Origin of the sequence: Streptomyces pinistramenti (assembly GCF_020564935.1) — a bacterium.
Taxonomy (GTDB): domain Bacteria; phylum Actinomycetota; class Actinomycetes; order Streptomycetales; family Streptomycetaceae; genus Streptomyces; species Streptomyces pinistramenti.
On the sequence record NZ_JAJCXB010000068.1, the window covers coordinates 12,934 to 31,869 of the forward strand.

Consider the following 18,936-nt stretch of genomic DNA (forward strand, 5'->3'; position numbering starts at 1 on the left):
CCGTGCGCCCGGCCACACACACCAGAGGCCCACCCGCGCAAGCGGGCGGACCTCCGTAACCGGCCTCGCGCCGGCCAACTCTCCTCAGGCGCGCACCGGTTCCGCCCCCACCCCCGGCTCCGCCGCAGCCCCCGCCTGCTCATCGGGAATCTTCAGATACAGCGTCAGCAGCGCCGCGACCACGTACAGGCCGGCAAAGATGATCACGACGCCGGACGGCCCGAGCGGCTCCAGGAAGATGCTGACGATGGCGGGCCCGACGAACGCCGCCCCGCCCGCTCCCAGGTTCAGCAGCGCCATCGCCCCGCCCTTGTTGTCCGGGGCGAGCGCGGGGATGAGTGCGGAGATGGACACGAAGCCGGCCAGCGTCACGCCGTAGAGCATCCCGACGACGATGGCGACCCAGTAGTGGCTGCCGACGGCCTTCGGCACGAAGTACAGGGTCAGGGTGGTGACCGCACAGCCGATGCCGCCGAAGGTGGCGATCGTCTTGCGCCAGCCGATCTTGTCGCCGATCACGCCGAAGAGCAGGTTGCAGAAGACGTTGGTGCCGTAGATGACGGCGAGCAGCGTCAGCCAGCGGCCTTCCCCGAAGCCCAGCTCCTTGGAGAAGAAGGTGGGGAGGAAGACCAGGAAGCCGAACTCCGGCGCGGTGTTGATGATGCGCACGACGCAGCCGACGGCGACCTTGGGGTGCGTCCAGGCGATCGAGAGGCTGGAGAGCAGGGACTGCACGGGGCGGACCTCGGCCGGGGCCAGGCGCGCGAAGCCGGTGCGCTCACGGACGCCGAGCATGCAGAACGCGCCGCCGATGGCGATGATGCCGAGCGCGACCCACAGCGTGCCGAAGCGGCCGAACAGCGGGTTGGTCACGCCGGCGACGAGGGAGCCGAGGGTGGGCAGTCCGCCGGTGAAGGCGACGTAGAACCAGCCGACGGCGGTGCCCATGCGGGCCTTGGGTGCGGTGGCGGTGATCCAGACGAGGAAGCCGAAGGCGAACAACGGGTAGCCGAAGCCGCGCAGGCCGTAGAAGACCAGCATCAGCGTGTAGTTCTGCGGGCCGAGCGCGAGGGTCAGGAAGAGGATGTCGAAGACGACCCAGATGGCCAGGCCGAGTTGCATGACCCGCCGCGGCCCCCAGAGGTCGGAGAGCGCGCCGGACAGCCAGGACGCGAGCATGACGGTCACGCCGTACGCGGTGATCACGTACGAGGCGTGCACCTCGGTGCCCGCGCCGTGGCCGGCCATGTACGGCGCGATGAAGCCGGACTCGACGCCGTCGCCCACCATGAACAGCAGTACGCCGAGGTAGCCGAAGACCAGCGGCTTGGGGATGCCGATCCGGTCGAGGAAGGGGGGTGGGGCCATGTCGCGCCTCCGTGGTGCGGGTGCCGGCGCCAGGGGGCCGACGGCGGGTCGGGGTGGGGGTGGTGTCGGGAGGGGGGCTGTGATGCGGGGGGCGGGGGCGCGGGTGACGCTCCGGTATCGCGGGTGTGGACAAGGGTGATGCGAGCATCATGAATCCTGAGAACTTCACATGCAAGATGTGATGCCGGGGATTTTGCGGGCCATTCTCACAAGGGGTGGTGAGATTTACGCCGCAAGGGGTGACGAATCTGTGATGTACGTGTTAAATCAAACAGGCACGAAACAAAAGGAGTGTGCCCTGATGACCACCACCCCCGCCGGCCTCGGACACCACCCCGAGACCTTCCGTGAGGACTGGCTGGAAGGACTGGCCGATGCGTACGCGCGCACGGTCCGCCGGGTGCCGGGTGCCTTCGGCGTCGTCGGGCGCCACGCACCCCGCACCGGCAAGGTCGCCGTCGTCATCGGCGGCGGTTCCGGTCACTACCCCGCCTTCGCCGGACTGGTCGGCCCCGGCCTCGCCGACGCCGCGGCCATCGGTGACGTCTTCGCCAGCCCCAGCGCCGAGCAGGTCTACCGCACCGCACGCGCGGCCGACGGCGGCGCCGGTGTGCTGCTGAGCTACGGCAACTACGCGGGCGACGTCATGCACTTCGGCCTCGCCGCCCGCCGCCTCGCCGCCGAGGGCATCGACACCCGCACGGTGCTGGTCACCGACGACGTCGCCAGCGGCCCGCCGCCGGTCGAAGGCCAGGCGATCGACCCGTCCCGTGACCGCCGCGGGGTGGCGGGCGACTTCTTCGTGTTCAAGGTGGCGGGCGCGGCCGCCGAGCGCGGCGACGACCTCGACGGCGTCGCACGGGCCGCCGCCCACGCCAACGCCATGACCCGCACCTTCGGCGCCGCCTTCGCCGGCTGCACCCTCCCCGGCGCCGCCGAGCCGCTGTTCACCGTCAACGCCGGCACCACCGAACTGGGCATGGGCATCCACGGCGAGCCGGGACTGCGCACCACCCGCAGCCTGACCGCCGCTGAACTCGCCGACGAACTGGTCGACAACCTCCTCGACGAACTGCCGCGCCCCGCCAACGGCACCGGCCGGGTCGCCGTCCTCCTCAACGGACTCGGGCGCACCAAGTACGAGGAGATGTTCGTCGTCTACCGGCAGGTCAACCGGCGCCTGCGGGCCGCCGGACTCCAGCCGCACCGCCCCGAGGTCGGTGAGTTCGTCACCTCCTTCGACATGGCCGGCGTCTCGCTGTCGGTGATGGTCCTCGACGACGAACTGACCGAGCTGTACGACGCCCCCTGCGACACCCCCGCCTTCCGCAGCCTGCCCGGCACCCACGCGACCGCCGACGACGACCGTACGGACGCTGCCGCCGCCGCGGCTCAGGAACCGGAGACGGCAGCAGGGGACAACGACCTGCCGGCGACCGCCGCGCTCCAGGCCGCGTTCGACCTCGTCGCGGCCAACGAGGACGAGCTGGGCAGGCTGGACGCGGTGGCGGGCGACGGCGACCACGGCATCGGCATCGTCCGCGGGCTGCGCGCCGCCGTCGCCGCGGCCCGCGCGACCGAGGCCGGCCATGCCTGCGACCCGCGGGCGGCGGGCGGCGCCCTGATGGCCGCGGGCCTTGCCCTCGCCGACGCGTCCGGCGGCGCGTCGGGCGCCCTGTACGGCGCGCTGCTCACCGAGACCGGCGCCGTACTGTGCAAGGCCGCGGCCCGGCCCGGCGGCCCGTATGCCGAACGCCCCTGTGACACCGCGCTGTTCGCGGACGCGGCGGACGCCGCCCAGCGGGCCGTCGCCGAGCTGGGCGGCGCCGAAGTGGGCGAGAAGACCATGCTCGACTCGCTCGACCCGTTCCGCCGCGAACTGCGGGCCCGCGCCGGCGAAGGACTCGGCAAGGCGTGGCGGGCGGCCGCCGAGGCGGCGACCCGCGCCGCCGCCGACACCGCCGAACTCACCCCGGCCCGCGGCCGGGCGGCCCGGATGGGCGCGCTCGGCTACGGCCACCCCGACGCGGGCGCCGTCTCCCTCGCGCTGATCCTGACGGCGGTCGGCGACACCCTGGGCGACTGACGGTGGCGCGGCAAGGGCCCGTGAAGGAGAGCCACCCGGCGCTCCCCTTCACGGGCCCTTCGCGTACGCCCGGTCCGACGACGTCAGGCAGAGACCTTTCCCGCACCCGGCCAGATGAGCCACGCCTGCGTATCCGCCGACCGCCCGAACCAACGCGCCGCGCTCTCCGGCGAGTTGAGACTCAAGCGCGCCCCGCCGTCAGCGCTGATCACCTGGGCCTGCCCGTCCTCGTAGGCCGGCCCGCAGGCGGCGATGCGCCCGTCGCCCTCCCCGTCTCCGACGGGGTACTGGTGCCTCCACGTCGCCGCCCCCGACAGCGACACCGTCAAGCTCCACGAGAGCGACGCCCCGGACGTCATCCTCACCACCACTCCCGCCAACCTCAAGGCGTTCATCCTGGGCGTCAAGGCGGGGGAGTTCGACCACTTCGTGGACGGCTGAGCGCAGCGCCCGGCACACCGAAGGCCCCCGCACCTGGCAGGTGTGCGGGGGCCTTTCGGTGTGCGGCGCGGACGCGGGGCGTGCGTCCTGGCCGGGTCAGCGCAGGCGTGCCATGAGGGCGTGCTCGACGAGCGTGATGAGCGCGCTCTTGGCCTCGCTGCGGTGCCGGGCGTCGGTGGTGATGATCGGCGCGTCGGGGCCGATCTGGAGTGCCTCGCGCACCTCGTCCGGCGTGTAGGGCTGGTGTCCGTCGAAGCCGTTGAGGGCGATGACGAACGGCAGGCCGCTGTTCTCGAAGTAGTCGACGGCCGGGAAGCAGTCGGCGAGTCTGCGGGTGTCGACCAGCACGACGGCGCCGATCGCGCCGCGTACGAGGTCGTCCCACATGAACCAGAAACGGTCCTGCCCCGGTGTACCGAAGAGGTACAGGATCAGGTCCTGGTCCAGCGTGATCCGGCCGAAGTCCATCGCCACGGTCGTGGTCGTCTTGTCCGGAGCATGCGTGAGATCGTCGATGCCCGCCGACGCTGACGTCATGACGGCTTCGGTGCGCAGCGGGTTGATCTCTGAGACGGCCCCGACGAACGTGGTCTTGCCCACGCCGAAGCCGCCCGCCACCACGATTTTCGCGGAGGTGGTGGAGCGGGCTGCACCGCTAGAGCTTGCGAAGTCCACTGAGCACCCTTTCGAGCAGTGTCACATCTGGCTGTCCGCCGGCGGTGTCGTCCCCGCCGGGCTGATGGATGGCGACGAGCCCGGCCTCTGCCAGGTCGGCGACGAGGATCCGGGCGACGCCGAGGGGGATGGAGAGAAGCGCGGAGATCTCGGCAACTGACTTGATCTCGCGGCAGAGGTGGCAGATGCGCTGGTGCTCCGGCAGCTGGCCCTGTAGCCGGGAGGGATCGGCGGTCGTGCTGACCAGCGCCTCGATGGCGAGCTGGTAGCGCGGCCTGGTCCGGCCTCCGGTCATGGCGTACGGGCGCACGAGCGGGTTGTGCGTGCCGCCGACGGGCGACGGCTCGGGCGCGTGCCGCTGAGGCTGCACCGGCTGGATGCGCGGTGCCTGCGGCTGGTCGTACACCGACGGCTCGTACGGCTGGGAGTCGTACGAGCGGTACTGGGGCCGATCGGGACGCTGCTGCTGCTGCGGCTGGGGCCGCTGCGGCCGACGGCTCGGCGCGGACGGGAAGTTGAAGCGGTTGTGATGGGTCTCGCCCTGTGGCCCGGACTGCTGTCCGGAACCGTACGGGTATCCGCTAGGGGGCGTAGCCACGTCTCCTCCTCCAACTTGCCTGTCTGACGCCGGTCGCGCCACCGAACCCTAATGGCCCGGCGGCGGGAAACGCACTGCTTGTCTGCTAGTTGAGAAGGCTGCCCTGGAGTTCGGCGCGCAGGTCCGGTGTGAGGACGCTGCCTGCGCGGTCGACGAGCAGGGCCATCTCGTAACCGACGAGGCCGATGTCGCACTCGGGGTGCGCGAGAACGGCCAGCGACGATCCGTCGGAGACGGACATGATGAAGAGGAAGCCGCGCTCCATCTCCACCACGGTCTGGTTGACGCTCCCGCCTTCGAAGATGCGGGAGGCGCCGGAGGTCAGCGAGGTCAGGCCGGAGGCCACCGCCGCCAACTGATCGGCTCTGTCCCGAGGGAAGCCCTCGGACATGGCGAGGAGAAGACCGTCCGCGGAGACCACGACCGTGTGGGAGACACCAGGGGTGTTGTCCACGAAGTTGGTGATCAACCAGTTCAGGTTCTGCGCCGCCTGGCTCATCGGGCTCACACTAACGCTCCTGATCGTAGGTGCTGCCGGGGCCGAAGCCCTGTTGGTCATTGTGGGGGACCTCCGAGCGGTCCGTCCCCGCGTTGCGGCCCTGCTGGACACCGCGGCGCAGATTGCTCAGTCTGCCGCGGACGTCCTCCGGAGCCCGGGAGACCTGGGGGCCGCCCTGCGAGGTCTGCTCCGCCGTGCCCTCGACCAAGTTGGCCTTGGGCACCCGTCGCGGGAGGCCGGACGGGGTGACCCCGCCAGCCTTCGGCTCGCGCAGTGCTTCCGCCCGCTCCCAGCGCGCGTCGTTGGAGCTGCGCCATTCGGAGCCGTCCTGGCCCGATTCCGACGTGCTCCGCTGCTGCGGAGGCGCCACCGGCTCCTCGGGCTGCGCCCACTGCTGATGAGCCTGCTGTGCCTGCTCGGTGCGGCCTCCGCGGCGCGGAAGGCCGGCGTCGGTCAGCGAGTGGATGTCGCTCGGGGAGGGGCCCGGATGGTCGAATGTTACGCGCTCGGACGCATCGGCGGGAGCGGCAGGTGTATTCCGGTCAGATTCCGCTTCGGTGCCGAAGTGCCCATCGTACGCGGTGGGTTCGTACCCGTCGCCGTGCGCAGCCGGTCCGAAGGCGGCGTACGGCTGCTGGCCGGTGGTCTCCGGACCGGTCGGCGGCCGGAATGCATCGGTACCGAACGAGCGGTCGTCGTACAGCGGTTGATCGGCTTCCGCATATGCCGTCGGCGCGGGGCGGTCGGCAAAACCGTCGCCGGGCGCCAACTCGTCACGGAACAGCGGGCGCTCGTCCGGCCGTTCGCCGCCCGGACGGTCGTCGAGCGCCGCGCGGTGCTCCCCGTGCAGCGGCGGACCGCCCGCCGCCCTCCCGTCGGGGAAACCGGCGCCCTGGCCGTGCGGGGACTCGTCGAAGCCCAGCTCGGCGGCGGTGCGGTGGCCGGTCTCGTAGGCCGCCTGCTCGTGCTCGGGCACGATCCGCGACACCGTGAAGTCGTCCTCGAACTGCCCCTCGCCGCCACCGCCGTGGGTGATCGCCTCGGGCAGCATGACCAGCGACGTGGTGCCCGCCTGCTCGCCCGACGGGCGCAGCTGGACGCGGATGTCGTGCCGGTCGGAGAGGCGGCCGACCACGAACAGGCCCATGCGCTGGGAGACCGCGGCGTCCACGCTCGGCGAGTTCGCCAGCTTGTGGTTGATGTCCGCGAAGTCCTCGGGGGTGAGCCCGATGCCCTTGTCGTGGATCTCGATCATGACGCGGCCGTCGGGCAGCCGGGTCGCGGCCACCCGCACCTTGGTCTGCGGCGAGGAGAACGTCGTGGCGTTCTCCAGCAGTTCGGAGAGCAGGTGCACGAGGTCGGTCACGGCGGTGCCGTGGATCTCGCTCTCCGGGACGCCGGTCAGCTCGATGCGCTCGTAGGACTCCACCTCGGACGTCGCCGCCCGCAGGACGTCGATCAGCGGCACCGGCTGCGTCCAGCGGCGTCCCGGTTCTTCGCCCGCGAGGATGAGGAGGTTCTCGCCGTTGCGCCGCATGCGCGTGGCGAGGTGGTCCATCCGGAAGAGGTTCTCCAGCTGGTCCGGGTCCGCCTCGTTGTTCTCCAGGTCGGTGATGAGCGTCAACTGCCGCTCGATCAGGCCCTGGTTGCGGCGCGAGAGGTTGGTGAAGATCGCGTTGACGTTGCCCCGCAGCAGGGCCTGTTCGGCGGCGAGCCGGACGGCCTCGCGGTGCACCTGGTCGAAGGCGCGGGCGACCTCGCCGATCTCGTCCGTGGTGGCGATCGGGATCGGCTGCACCCGGGTGTCGACCCGGCCGGGCTCGGCACGCGAGAGCTGGTCGACCAGCATCGGCAGGTGCTGCTCGGCGATGCCGAATGCCGCGGTGCGCAGGGTGCGCATGTTGCGGCTCATCCGGCGGGCCATCAGCCCGGCGACGAGGAAGGCGACGAGCAGTGCCGCGAGCACGATCGCCGAGTCGGTGAAGGTGGACCGCTTGGCGTCGGCGGAGATCTGCGCCGCTTCGTTCACGGCCTTGCCGGACAGGTCCTTCTCGATGGACCGGTACATGTCGAATTTGCCGGTAGCGGCGGTGAACCAGGCAGCGGGTGTGATGCCCTTGGCGGCCAGCTCCGCCGGTGTGGCGCCGGAACCGATCGCGGTGGCCATGGCGTCCATGGAAGGCGGGGCACGGAACTGCCGTCCCGCGGCCGCTTCCTGCCCGGCCCGCTCGGTCTTCGCCTCGGCGGTCTTCCTGAGCTGTGCCGCGTCCCGCTGCAGCCGCTGCACGTCCTCGGGGGTGCCGCCGGAGGTGTACTCACCGATGGCGATGCCTTCGAGGTACTTGTACGAGGCGAACGCGGTCAGCTGGAGCTTGTGTTCCTTGCCGCCCTGCGGGGACGCGGGGTCGACCAGCAGGTGGGTGCCGATCGAGCGCTCCAGCGACTCGGCGGCCTTGGCCAGCGAGACGGCGTAGACGGTACGGCCGTAGGAGGTGATGTTGCCGGTGCCCAGGCCGAGTTCGTTGGCGAACTCCATCAGCGGGTGCTGGATCTCGACGTAGCCCTCTTCGGTCCGCACGCCGTGCAGCTTCGGCGTATAGGCGGACTCGCGCAGCGCGCCGAGCTTGGGCTCCGCCTTCCGGAAGGCGGCGAGGCGGCGCTGGAGACCCTCCTTGACCGGCATGGACTTCACGGCGTCGTGGAAGGCGTCCGCCGCGGAGTCGGTTGCCGAGCGCGCCCCCTCGACGACCGGATCGTCCTTCTTGCCGTTCAGGAGCAGTTCCGCGGTGCGGTCGCGTTCGTCGATCAGGGCGTTGCTGTAGGAAAGGGCCGCGCGCACGAGCTTCGCGGTCTTCTCGGCGTCCTGGGCGTCCTGCCAGGTCGCGAACGAGTTGTTGACGCGCAGGCCGCCGAAGACCAGGGCGACCAGAACGGGAATCAGCAGAATGGCGTTGAGGCGGGTGGCCACCCGCCAGTTGCGCGGCGTGAACCGTCCACCGCCGGCATCCGGAGTGACGACCGGGTGTGCGGGCGCGCCGGAAGCCGGTGCCGTACTGCGCGACGGCGGGGTGAAGTTGCCCCGCCGCGGTTCCTGCGGCTCGGGGCTCGACGTGCTTCGCCTCACTCGACCAACAACCTCTCGGCGCGGCACGGTCTGCTGTGCCGTTTCTTCTTGGCGTCACTACTCCGGAGTTCAGCGAATTTCAGCACGTCAGGGTGGTGCGTTCCAAACACTGAGCAGAACCTGAGCAGGACCCGGGAGGCGTCACATAAAAGGGGCGTTAAGGGCGAGCGGCGGCAAATGGCGGGAGAAATATGAGCGCAGCGAAGCCGGGCATGTGCGAGGGGTGTTGACGGCGGGCCGATTCACTGTCGAAACGTTATGAACGTCATCGACAGCGTGTCCAACGACACAGGTCCACTCCGGAACCGCGAATCGGCCCGCCCGTTGAGCACGCGGCGGGCCGTCTACCGCAGCCGTGCCATCAGGGCGTGCTCGACGAGCGTGATGAGCGCGCTCTTGGCCTCGCTGCGGTGCCGGGCGTCGGTGGTGATGATCGGCGTACCGGGGCCGATCTGGAGTGCCTCGCGCACCTCGTCCGGCGTGTAGGGCTGGTGGCCCTCGAAGCCGTTGAGGGCGATGACGAACGGCAGGCCGCTGTTCTCGAAGTAGTCGACGGCCGGGAAGCAGTCCGCCAGCCGCCGGGTGTCGACCAGCACGACGGCGCCGATCGCGCCGCGTACGAGGTCGTCCCACATGAACCAGAAACGGTCCTGCCCCGGCGTACCGAAGAGGTACAGGATCAGGTCCTGGTCCAGCGTGATCCGGCCGAAGTCCATCGCCACGGTCGTGGTCGTCTTGTCCTGGACGTGGCTCAGGTCGTCGATACCGGCCGAGGCGGAGGTCATCACGGCCTCCGTGCGCAGCGGGTTGATCTCCGAAACGGCGCCCACGAACGTGGTCTTGCCCACGCCGAACCCGCCCGCCACCACGATCTTGGCGGACGTGGTCGAGCGGGCCGCGCCCTCGTCGAAGCCGCTGTCAGAGCTTGCGAAGTCCACTGAGCACCCTCTCCAGCAGCGTCACGTCGGGCGTGCCGCCGGCCTCGCCGCTGCCACCGGGCTGATGGATCGCCACCATGCCGGCCTCGGCCAGGTCGGCGACCAGAATCCGTGCCACGCCGAGCGGTATGTGCAGCAGCGCGGAGACCTCGGCGACCGACTTGACCTCCCGGCACAGGTGGCAGATCCGCTGGTGCTCCGGCAGCAGGCCGGGCAGCTGGGAGGGGTCGGCCGTGGTGCTGACCAGCGCCTCGATGGCGAGCTGGTAACGCGGCCTGGTACGGCCGCCCGTCATGGCGTACGGGCGGACCAGCGGCTGGTCGCCTTCGCCGCCGTACGACGCCTGGCTGTAGGCGTCGTACGGTCCTGACGTGGGTGGCGGGGTCATGAGTCCTCCGGGCGGGACAACTGACAGTCGTCGGGTTGGGCCGGTGGGGGGTACGGCGCGATGGACGGTGGGCAGCTCGGCGGTGTACGGGGGAAGTGCCGCGGCCTGTCTCAGTGCAACAGGCTGCCCTGGAGTTCGGCGCGCAGGTCCGGCGTGAGGACGCTGCCTGCGCGGTCGACGAGCAGGGCCATCTCGTAACCGACGAGGCCGATGTCGCACTCGGGGTGCGCCAGTACGGCCAGCGACGATCCGTCGGAGACGGACATGATGAAGAGGAAGCCGCGCTCCATCTCCACCACGGTCTGGTTGACGCTCCCGCCTTCGAAGATGCGGGAGGCGCCGGAGGTCAGCGAGGTCAGGCCGGAGGCCACCGCCGCCAACTGATCCGCGCGGTCGCGCGGGAAACCCTCGGACATCGCGAGGAGCAGCCCGTCCGCGGAGACCACCACCGTGTGGGACACCCCCGGGGTGTTGTCCACGAAGTTGGTGATCAACCAGTTCAGGTTCTGCGCCGCCTGGCTCATCGGACTCAACTAACGCTCCTGCTGGTGAGTGGGGTCAACAATGCCGTGGTTGCCGGTGTCCGTACCACCGGCCTGGCGGCCCTGCTGGATACCCCGACGGAGATTGGTCAGCCGGCCGCGTACGTCACTGGGAGCACGCGAGACCTGCGGACCGCTCTGGGTGGACTGCTGCTGTGCGGTACCCGCGACGAGATTCGCGCGCGGGACACGGCGGGGCAGTCCTGAGGTGGTGATGCCGCCGGCGGCGGGCTGACGGATCTGCTCCGCCTGCCGCCAGCGTTCGTCATTGGGCGAGCTGCGCCACTGCGAGCCGCCCGGGTTCTCGGCGGACGCACCGTTGACCGGCGCGTTCCCCTGGCCTTCGGCGGCCGCCGGGACGCGGCCGGGCAGCGGCGCATCGCCGTTGTCCGAAGGCCGCTGCGGCACGCCCGCTGCGGCCGCCTCCGGTGTGTGGAACCAGTTCGACTCGATGGTGTCGAAGATCGGCGTCCGGCCGTCGCCAGGACCGGCCGGCGTCTCGCCGAGCCAGTCGGACGACGGGCCCGCCGCACCGTCCTGCGCCTGCTGCACCGGGAACTGCCCGGTGTCCTGCGGCTGCGCGGGCCGCCCGCCGAACAGGTCGGCCTCGCCCTCCGGCCGCCCGTAACGGCCGCCGTCGGACGCGGGCTGCTCGAACTGGCCGGTCCGGGAGGCGGGTTGCTCGAACTGACCCGTCTCGGACGCGGGCCGCTCGAACTCGCCGGTCCCGGAGCCGGGGCGGGCGAACAGGCCCGCGTCGGCGGGGCCGCCGTCGCGTCCCGGGGCCGGCAGCGCGAACTGACCGGTGTCGCCGGGCGCCGGGGCGCCGGCCTGCGGGGTGGACCCTGCGGTGCCGGCCGGTCCGCGGCTGCCCTCGGGGGTGCCGGAGCCGGGCGGCGGGCCGTTGAAGTCGGGGCGGGCGAAGGCCGTGGTGTCACCGGGGCCGCCGCCGGGCACGGGCCGCTCGAAGCTGCCGGTGGTCTCCGGCTCGTCGTGGCCGCGCGGCACGTCCTGGGTGTCGCGCGGTGCCAGCGGCCAGTCGTCGGACGCGCTGCGCTCGCGGCGGGCGCCCCAGCTGGTGGTGCCGGTCGGCTGAGCGCCGCGGCCGTCGGCGGGCGCAGCGGAGCCGGGCAGTTCCGCAGGGGAATTGCGGGGCGGCAGCTGCGGGCGCTCGTCACGGGGCGCGCCGGTGGGCGGCGCCACGGTCGGCGTCTGGCCGAAGGCGCCGCCGGACGGGACTCGCCCCTGGCCGGTGCCGCGGGCGCGCCGGGAGCCTGCGGACGGCCGCCCGCGGGAGCCGGAGCCCCGAACGCGTTCTGGCCGCCGACGGGTCCGCCGCGGCCGGGCAGCGCGGGCCGCCCGCCGCCGCCAGGACCCGAACCGACCTGGCCGCGCGGCTGGAGCCCCGCGAGCCGACTGGAGGATGAGGGGCCGCCGACATCCGATGCGCCCACGCTCTTGGCGGTGCTCGGAGCCGGCTTCTTGCCGCCCTGCGCGACATCGACCGGCAGCATCACCAGGGCGGTGGTGCCGCCGGAGTCGGACGGACGCAGCTGGATACGGATGCCGTGCCGCAGCGACAGCCGGCCGACCACGAACAGGCCCATCCGGCGGGAGACCGAGACGTCCACGGTCGGCGGGCTCGCCAGCCGCTCGTTGATCGCCGACAGGTCCTCGGGCGACAGGCCGATACCGGTGTCGTGGATCTCGACCAGCACCCGGCCGTCGGGCAGCGCGTGACCGGTGACCTTGACCTTGGTCTGCGGCGAGGAGAACGACGTGGCGTTCTCCAGCAGCTCGGCGAGCAGGTGCACGAGGTCGTTGACGACCCGCCCTGCGACCTCGGTCTGCGGAACGGCGTTCAGCTCGATCCGCTCGTACTGCTCCACCTCGGAAGCGGCCGCACGCAGGACGTCGACCAGCGGCACCGGACGGGTCCAGCGGCGGCCCGGCTCCTCGCCCGCGAGGACGAGGAGGTTCTCGCCGTTACGGCGCATACGGGTCGCGAGGTGGTCGAGCTTGAAGAGCGAGGAGAGCTGGTCCGGGTCGGCCTCGCGGGACTCCAGTTCGGAGATCAGCGACAGCTGGCGCTGGATGAGGCCCTGGCTGCGGCGCGAGAGGTTGGTGAACATCGCGTTGACGTTGCCCCGCAGCAGCGCCTGCTCGGACGCCAGCCGGACGGCCTCGCGGTGCACGTCGTCGAAGGCCGCGGCCACCCGGCCGATCTCGTCCTTGCTGTGCACACCGACCGACTCGACGGAGGTGTCCACGTCCTGCGGGTCGGTGTCGGAGAGCTGCTTGACCAGCTCGGGCAGCCGGTCCTGGGCGACCTTCTGCGCGGTGTCCTGGAGGCGGCGCAGCGAGCGGACCATGGACCGGGCGACGACGAACGCGCCGACCAGCGAGACGCCGAGGACGAGCAGGATCAGCGCACCGTTGATGATCGCGTCCCGGGAGGCACTGTTGCGCAGCTCGCGGGAGTTCTGCTCCATCTCGGTGAGCAGCGAGGTCTCGATGCGCGACATCTCGTCGATCTTGACGGTGTCGGAGTCGTACCAGTCCAGGTACTTGTACTCCTGGCTGCGGATGCCGCTGCCGCTCGCGAAGGCGCGGTGCGCGAAGGCGACCGCGGCCTTGATCTCGTCGTTGTTGCCGTCCAGGCCGCGGGTCAGCGCACCGGCGTTGTTCGCGTAGATCTGCGAGAAGCGGTCCCGCGCGGCCTTCTCGTCGTCCTCGGCGGTGCGGCCGGCGAGCCGGTCGTTGGCGGAGAGCTGGGGGCCGCCCTTGTGCGCGAGACCGGCGCTGACCAGGGCACGCTGCATGGACGCGTACTCCTTGGCGGACGAGAACGCCGCCAGGGCACGGGTGCTGCGGATCATCTCCGGGTTGCTGGTCGCCTGCGCCATGTCCTGGGAGAGCGAGAGCAGCGAGTCGATCAGCTGGTTGTAACTGGTGATCGTCCGGGCGGCGTTGTCGCCGTCCTTGTAGGCGTTGCTGCGGATCTCGTTCAGGGTGTTGAGCTGACGCCCGATCTCCAGGACGGTGGCCCGCACACCGGTCATCGTGGCGTCTTCGCCCTGGATGTCGCCGGTGGCGTCGTCGAACGAGGTGCGGGCGCGGTCGGTGGCCTCCCGCGGCGCGACGACGTTCGTGTCGTCCTTGGTGTTGCCCGAACCGGCCAGCGGGCCCGCCGACTTGTCCCGTTCCATCTGAAGCGCGTCGGCGAGTTCGGTCGCCTGCCGCGTCATCTCGGTGAGCATTTCCATCTTGTCCAGCTGATCGATGTTCTCCATCGAGTCCTGGATACGGATGGCGCCCAGCGAGGTCGCGGCGACCACGGGAAGCGCGAGCAGGGAGATCAGACGGGTGCTGATGCGCCAGTTGCGCAGCGCCATACGGGAGCCGGGGCCGCTCGGGCTCTTCGGCTCCTTGGGCGTGCTGCGCTCGGCGGAGTCGGCGCCGGCCGCCTGGCCGTTCCGGTCGGACGGCGCCGTGCCGCCCACCGGGCCGTTGCCCTGGGCACGCTGGGGAGAGGAGGCGCGGTCGGTCCCGCCGCGCAGCTCCGGCTCCGCCGCAGCTTCCCCTCGCCCCTTGCGGGCCTGGGGAGGCTCTGTGCCATCCCTCTTGAAACGTCCCTGCACTAGCGTCGCAACCTCTGGACCAGGCGTCCCTCCGCATGACGGCGGGACGGTGTCGAGTCGTGGGGGACCGCAAGTCCCCCGTGGCGGTCGTGAGTGACCGGCGGGCTTCCCTCTCTGGCCGAGAGAGCAACACCACCGCGCTGCGCTACTTCGCGCCCTGCGCGCCGGCTGAAACGTGCGGCGGTCCGTGGAATTCCAGCACAGTGCCGGATCTCCAACAAGAGCGGAGCCGTGCCCTGTGACATGGGTGACGCAATGTGCGGACCGTGTCACGACACGTAGAGGGTTCCGCGGGCGATAACGGACTTATGCCCGCGAGTCGTTCGCCGGTTCCGGCTGTCCCAGGTGCGGTGATCGGGGGCGGAATGGCGCCTTTAATCGCCTTACGTCTCATTTACCCATGGATGTTGATCATGGGAAATGCGGCTTTTGTCACACCCTCCGTGAGGAAACTCACAGGAAGATCGCGGACTTTCCCACGGCATCGCAGGGAATAGCCCGCTTAGCCTGACGCTTTACACAGGTGCCCACAATGACAAGGGGCGACTCCCCGTGAGTTCCCCTTTCCACCACCGACATACGCGAGGCGTGAAGCAGTGAAGACCACGATGATGTTCCGCAACATAGCCAACCCGCGGCGCACCACGCTGGCGCACCTCAAGGACGCCGACGAGCTGAACACCGCAGCGGCCGAGGCCCCGGAGCACACCGTCGAACTGCCGACGCAGACCGCCAACCCCCGCCGCACCGTCCTCATGGACGCGCCTCAGCAGGACGTCACGGCGTAGTACCGCAGCGGAACGGCCGCGGCCCCGCGTTAGCCTGGAGTGTCAACTCCGGCCAGTGATCAATGAGGGGCAGCGGCACCCGTGCGCATTGCCAGATTCTCCATCGACGGCAACGTCGGCTTCGGCGTCCTAGAGGGCGACGAACTCGACGTCATCAAGGGGCATCCGTTCGCGGAATTCGAGCGCTCCGGCCAGAAGGTCCCGCTCGACAAGGTCCGCCTGCTGCCCCCGGTGCTCCCCAACAAGGTCCTCGCGATCGGCCGCAACTACGCCGAACACGCCGCGGAACTGGGCAACGACGTCCCCGACATCCCGGTCGTCTTCCTCAAGCCCTCCACCTCCGTGATCGGCCCCGGCGACCCCATCGCGTACCCCTCCTTCTCCCAGGAGGTGCACCACGAAGCGGAACTGGCCGTCGTCATCGGCCGGATGTGCCGCGAGGTGCCCAGGGAACGCGTCAAGGACGTCATCCTCGGCTACACCTGCGCCAACGACGTCACCGCGCGGGACATCCAGCGGCGCGAGAAGCAGTGGACGCGCGCCAAGGGCTTCGACACCTCCTGCCCGCTCGGCCCCTGGATCGAGACCGAACTGACCCCGGGCGACGTCGCCGCCGGCCTCGCCGTCCAGTGCACGGTCAACGGTGAACAGCGCCAGCTCGGCCGCACCAGCGACCTGATCCGCCCGATCGAGGACCTGATCGTCCACATCACCGAGGCGATGACCCTGCTCCCCGGCGACGTCATCCTCACGGGCACCCCGGCCGGAGTCGGCCCGCTCAACGTCGGCGACGAGGTCGCCGTCACCATCGAAGGCATCGGCACTCTCACCAACAAGGTGATCAAGCGTGGCTAACGCGACCCCCGTCCGCGTCCGTTTCTGTCCCTCCCCGACCGGCAATCCCCACGTGGGCCTGGTCCGCACCGCCCTGTTCAACTGGGCGTTCGCCCGGCACCACCAAGGCACTCTGGTCTTCCGCATCGAGGACACCGACGCGGCCCGCGACTCCGAGGAGTCCTACAATCAGCTGCTGGACTCCATGCGCTGGCTGGGCTTCGACTGGGACGAGGGCCCGGAGGTCGGCGGCCCGCACGCGCCGTACCGCCAGTCCCAGCGGATGGACCTCTACAAGGACGTCGCCGACAAGCTGCTCGCCGCCGGCCACGCCTACCACTGCTACTGCACCACCGAAGAGCTGGACGCGCGCCGCGACGCCGCCCGCAAGGCCGGCAAGCCCTCCGGCTACGACGGCACCTGCCGCACCCTGACCGACGAGCAGAAGGCCGCCTACGAGGCCGAGGGCCGCAGCTCGATCGTCCGCTTCCGGATGCCCGACGAGACGATCACCTTCACCGACCTCGTCCGCGGCGAACTGACCTTCACCCCCGAGAACGTCCCGGACTACGGCATCGTCCGGGCCAACGGCGCGCCCCTCTACACGCTCGTCAACCCCGTCGACGACGCCCTGATGGAGATCACCCACGTCCTGCGCGGCGAGGACCTGCTCTCCTCCACCCCCCGCCAGATCGCCCTCTACAAGGCGCTGATCGAGCTGGGATTCGCCAAGGAGATCCCGGCCTTCGGCCACCTCCCGTACGTCATGGGCGAGGGCAACAAGAAGCTCTCCAAGCGCGACCCGCAGGCGTCCCTCAACCTCTACCGCGAGCGCGGCTTCCTCCCCGAGGGCCTGCTCAACTACCTGGCGCTGCTGGGCTGGTCGTTCTCCGCCGACCAGGACATCTTCTCGGTCGCCGAACTCGTCGAGAAGTTCGACATCGCGGACGTCAACGCCAACCCCGCCCGCTTCGACCTCAAGAAGGCCGAGGCGATCAACGCCGACCACATCCGGCAGCTGGACACCAAGTCCTTCATCGCGGCCTGCGAGCCGTGGCTGCGCGCCCCGCACGCCAACTGGGCCCCCGAGGACTTCGACGAGGCCGCCTGGCAGGCCATCGCCCCGCACGCCCAGACCCGTGTGACGGTCCTCTCGGACATCACCGCCAACGTCGACTTCCTCTTCCGCAAGGAGCCGGTCGAGGACGAGGCGTCCTGGACGAAGGCGATGAAGGGCGACCCGGCGGCCCTGCTCACCGCCGCCCGCGCCAAGCTGCTGGACGCCGACTGGACCAGCCCCGAGTCCCTCAAGAACGCGGTGCTCGCCGCGGGCGAGGAGCACGGCCTCAAGCTCGGCAAGGCCCAGGCCCCGGTCCGCGTCGCCGTCACCGGCCGCACGGTCGGCCTGCCGCTCTTCGAGTCCCTGGAGATCCTCGGCAAGGAGCGCACCGTCCAGCGCATCGACGCAGCCCTGGCCAAGCTCGCGGGCTGACCTCGCCCGCACCCCGAGGGCCCGGAAGCCACCACGGCTTCCGGGCCCTCGCTGTATCCGGGCCGCACGCGACCTCCGGAGGGCGCGATGGCCGCACGGACACAAGGAGGGCCGACCATGACCGCGCTCGCTGACCGACCGCACATGCTGCTCGACGCATTCGAAGAGCCGGCCCGGCTCGCCGCGCGCACAGCCGAAGGAGTGCGCCTGGAGTTCAGACCTACCGCGAAGGCCGCGCCCGCCTGACGCCGTGCTCGCGCCACCGGGCTCCTTCACCGGCCAAGGCGAGTGGGTCGACCCCGCGCCCGTCCTGATGGCTGTGCAGGTCACCTCGTACGACCGCGATGCCGACCGCCGGGACCGTCACGACAAGCCTCGCGCGTACGCGGAGACCGGCACCCCTGTGTACCTGCTGATCGATCGGGACAGCGGCGCGGTCACCGCCTTCTCGAAGCCTGACGGCGACCGTCACGACCAGGCGGTGACGGTGCGGCTCGGTACACCGGTCGAGATCCCCGAGCCGGTCGGCATCTCACTCGACACCGAGCCCGTCAAGGACTGGGTCGGCCGACCCCCGGCGCCCGGCCGGGGACGCCGAGTCCGGGCGGCACAGAGCGGGTCGCGAGTCTGACCGATCTGCCCCGTCTGCCGGCTGGGCATATCGGTTTTGGAGCCCCGTCCACCTTCAGGTAATGTTCTTCCTGCGCCGCCCGAGAGGGCCGAGAGGCCCGGCAGGAAAGCGCAAGCCGAACAAACTCCCCACGGGGGGTTGTGTTTTGGTGGGCTATGGTGTAATTGGCAGCACGACGGTTTCTGGTTCCGTTAGTCTAGGTTCGAGTCCTGGTAGCCCAGCAAGAGATCTTCCTCAATTCGAGGATTCGAAGTTCTCTTGATCGCAGTATCAGGCCCCCGTTGTGTAGCGGCCTAGCACGCCGCCCTCTCAAGGCGGTAGCGCCGGTTCGAATCCGGTCGGGGGTACAGATCCTTTCTTTCCGTTACCTTCGGGTCGCTCCCGGATGTGCCGATGTGAGGATCGCTAGGGCCCCCGTTGTGTAGCGGCCTAGCACGCCGCCCTCTCAAGGCGGTAGCGCCGGTTCGAATCCGGTCGGGGGTACTGGTCTAAACCACCATGGGCTATGGTGTAATTGGCAGCACGACGGTTTCTGGTTCCGTTAGTCTAGGTTCGAGTCCTGGTAGCCCAGCGCAGAGCGTTGTATTACGGCTCAACTGCAAGAAAACAGGCCCCCGTTGTGTAGCGGCCTAGCACGCCGCCCTCTCAAGGCGGTAGCGCCGGTTCGAATCCGGTCGGGGGTACAGAAAAGAGAAAGGCCCTTGCTTCGGCAGGGGCTTTTGTCATGCCGGGACGCCGCAGAACTGCCGCCCCATCTGCCGTGCGGACGGCGTGAGTTCGGCCACGGCTGCGGCCTGCACTGCCGGCCCGCGCCGCCTCGTCCTCCGTATCGGGGGAGCGGGGGAGTGCCGACGGGCCGTGGCCCGCGGATCCGCCCTCCACTGCGGATCC

At 70.5% G+C, this 18,936-nt stretch carries 15 protein-coding genes, 5 tRNA genes and 1 pseudogene; 12 read left to right on the forward strand and 9 right to left on the reverse strand.

Annotation, left to right across the window (positions count from 1 at the left end; all coding sequences use genetic code 11):
* Positions 1 to 84 precede the first annotated feature (84 nt).
* Positions 85 to 1,368 (reverse strand): MFS transporter, encoded by a 1,284-nt coding sequence (locus tag LIU39_RS30555; RefSeq protein WP_227050186.1) that lies wholly within the window; start codon positions 1,366 to 1,368, stop codon positions 85 to 87.
* A gap of 301 nt (positions 1,369 to 1,669) precedes the next feature.
* Between LIU39_RS30555 and LIU39_RS30560 the strand changes: the two genes are divergently transcribed.
* Together LIU39_RS30560 and LIU39_RS30565 are read left to right on the forward strand one after the other, a co-directional pair.
* Positions 1,670 to 3,454, forward strand: coding sequence for a dihydroxyacetone kinase family protein (locus LIU39_RS30560; protein WP_227050187.1), 1,785 nt, complete (start codon positions 1,670 to 1,672; stop codon positions 3,452 to 3,454).
* A 252-nt stretch (positions 3,455 to 3,706) separates the two neighbouring features.
* The gene (locus LIU39_RS30565) at positions 3,707 to 3,895 is read left to right on the forward strand and encodes a DUF397 domain-containing protein (RefSeq protein WP_227050188.1); all 189 of its coding nucleotides are present in this window, start codon (positions 3,707 to 3,709) and stop codon (positions 3,893 to 3,895) included.
* Between the two features lie 96 nt (positions 3,896 to 3,991).
* Here the strand turns inward: LIU39_RS30565 and LIU39_RS30570 are convergent, their stop codons facing one another.
* The 8 genes and pseudogenes from LIU39_RS30570 to LIU39_RS30605 form a co-directional block, all read right to left on the reverse strand.
* Positions 3,992 to 4,570, reverse strand: a complete 579-nt coding sequence (locus tag LIU39_RS30570; RefSeq protein WP_073447656.1) for a GTP-binding protein — start codon at positions 4,568 to 4,570, stop codon at positions 3,992 to 3,994.
* On the reverse strand, positions 4,551 to 5,168 hold the full coding sequence (locus LIU39_RS30575) for a DUF742 domain-containing protein (RefSeq protein ID WP_227050189.1): 618 nt from the start codon (positions 5,166 to 5,168) through the stop codon (positions 4,551 to 4,553). The genes LIU39_RS30570 and LIU39_RS30575 overlap by 20 nt, the downstream gene beginning before the upstream one ends.
* An 85-nt stretch (positions 5,169 to 5,253) precedes the next feature.
* Positions 5,254 to 5,667, reverse strand: coding sequence for a roadblock/LC7 domain-containing protein (locus LIU39_RS30580; protein WP_030257992.1), 414 nt, complete (start codon positions 5,665 to 5,667; stop codon positions 5,254 to 5,256).
* A 10-nt stretch (positions 5,668 to 5,677) separates the two neighbouring features.
* Positions 5,678 to 8,791, reverse strand: a complete 3,114-nt coding sequence (locus LIU39_RS30585; RefSeq protein ID WP_227050190.1) for a sensor histidine kinase — start codon at positions 8,789 to 8,791, stop codon at positions 5,678 to 5,680.
* A 344-nt stretch (positions 8,792 to 9,135) separates the two neighbouring features.
* Positions 9,136 to 9,729: a GTP-binding protein gene (locus LIU39_RS30590; RefSeq protein ID WP_227050191.1), complete on the reverse strand. Its 594-nt coding sequence runs from the start codon at positions 9,727 to 9,729 to the stop codon at positions 9,136 to 9,138.
* A complete protein-coding gene (locus tag LIU39_RS30595) occupies positions 9,710 to 10,117 on the reverse strand; it encodes a DUF742 domain-containing protein (RefSeq protein WP_227050192.1) in 408 nt (135 codons plus the stop codon). Before LIU39_RS30595 ends, LIU39_RS30590 begins: the two co-directional genes overlap by 20 nt.
* Positions 10,118 to 10,227: 110 nt before the next feature.
* Entirely contained in the window at positions 10,228 to 10,641 is a 414-nt protein-coding gene (locus tag LIU39_RS30600; protein WP_227050197.1) for a roadblock/LC7 domain-containing protein, read from the reverse strand.
* 9 nt (positions 10,642 to 10,650) lie between these two features.
* Positions 10,651 to 14,300, reverse strand: a pseudogene (locus LIU39_RS30605) (sensor histidine kinase).
* A gap of 596 nt (positions 14,301 to 14,896) precedes the next feature.
* On the opposite strand from LIU39_RS30605, the gene LIU39_RS30610 reads away from it, so the two are divergent.
* The 10 genes from LIU39_RS30610 (at position 14,897) to LIU39_RS30650 (ending at position 18,728) form a co-directional block, all read left to right on the forward strand.
* Entirely contained in the window at positions 14,897 to 15,088 is a 192-nt protein-coding gene (locus LIU39_RS30610; protein ID WP_227050193.1) for a hypothetical protein, read from the forward strand.
* An 81-nt stretch (positions 15,089 to 15,169) separates the two neighbouring features.
* The gene (locus LIU39_RS30615) at positions 15,170 to 15,943 is read left to right on the forward strand and encodes a fumarylacetoacetate hydrolase family protein (protein WP_227050194.1); all 774 of its coding nucleotides are present in this window, start codon (positions 15,170 to 15,172) and stop codon (positions 15,941 to 15,943) included.
* On the forward strand, positions 15,936 to 17,414 hold the full coding sequence (gene gltX, locus LIU39_RS30620; protein ID WP_227050195.1) for a glutamate--tRNA ligase: 1,479 nt from the start codon (positions 15,936 to 15,938) through the stop codon (positions 17,412 to 17,414). The genes LIU39_RS30615 and gltX overlap by 8 nt, the downstream gene beginning before the upstream one ends.
* A gap of 117 nt (positions 17,415 to 17,531) precedes the next feature.
* Positions 17,532 to 17,660 carry a hypothetical protein gene (locus LIU39_RS35375; protein ID WP_308409435.1) on the forward strand — a complete coding sequence of 43 codons (129 nt, stop codon included), beginning with the start codon at positions 17,532 to 17,534 and terminating at the stop codon, positions 17,658 to 17,660.
* Between the two features lie 4 nt (positions 17,661 to 17,664).
* Entirely contained in the window at positions 17,665 to 18,045 is a 381-nt protein-coding gene (locus tag LIU39_RS35380; RefSeq protein ID WP_308409436.1) for a Uma2 family endonuclease, read from the forward strand.
* Positions 18,046 to 18,194: 149 nt separating this feature from the next.
* Positions 18,195 to 18,266, forward strand: a tRNA-Gln gene (locus LIU39_RS30630).
* A gap of 53 nt (positions 18,267 to 18,319) precedes the next feature.
* Positions 18,320 to 18,392 (forward strand) — tRNA-Glu (locus LIU39_RS30635).
* Positions 18,393 to 18,455: 63 nt separating this feature from the next.
* Positions 18,456 to 18,528: transfer RNA gene (locus LIU39_RS30640), tRNA-Glu, on the forward strand.
* A 16-nt stretch (positions 18,529 to 18,544) separates the two neighbouring features.
* Positions 18,545 to 18,616 (forward strand) — tRNA-Gln (locus tag LIU39_RS30645).
* A gap of 39 nt (positions 18,617 to 18,655) precedes the next feature.
* Positions 18,656 to 18,728 (forward strand) — tRNA-Glu (locus tag LIU39_RS30650).
* The last annotated feature ends 208 nt before the right edge of the window (positions 18,729 to 18,936 follow it).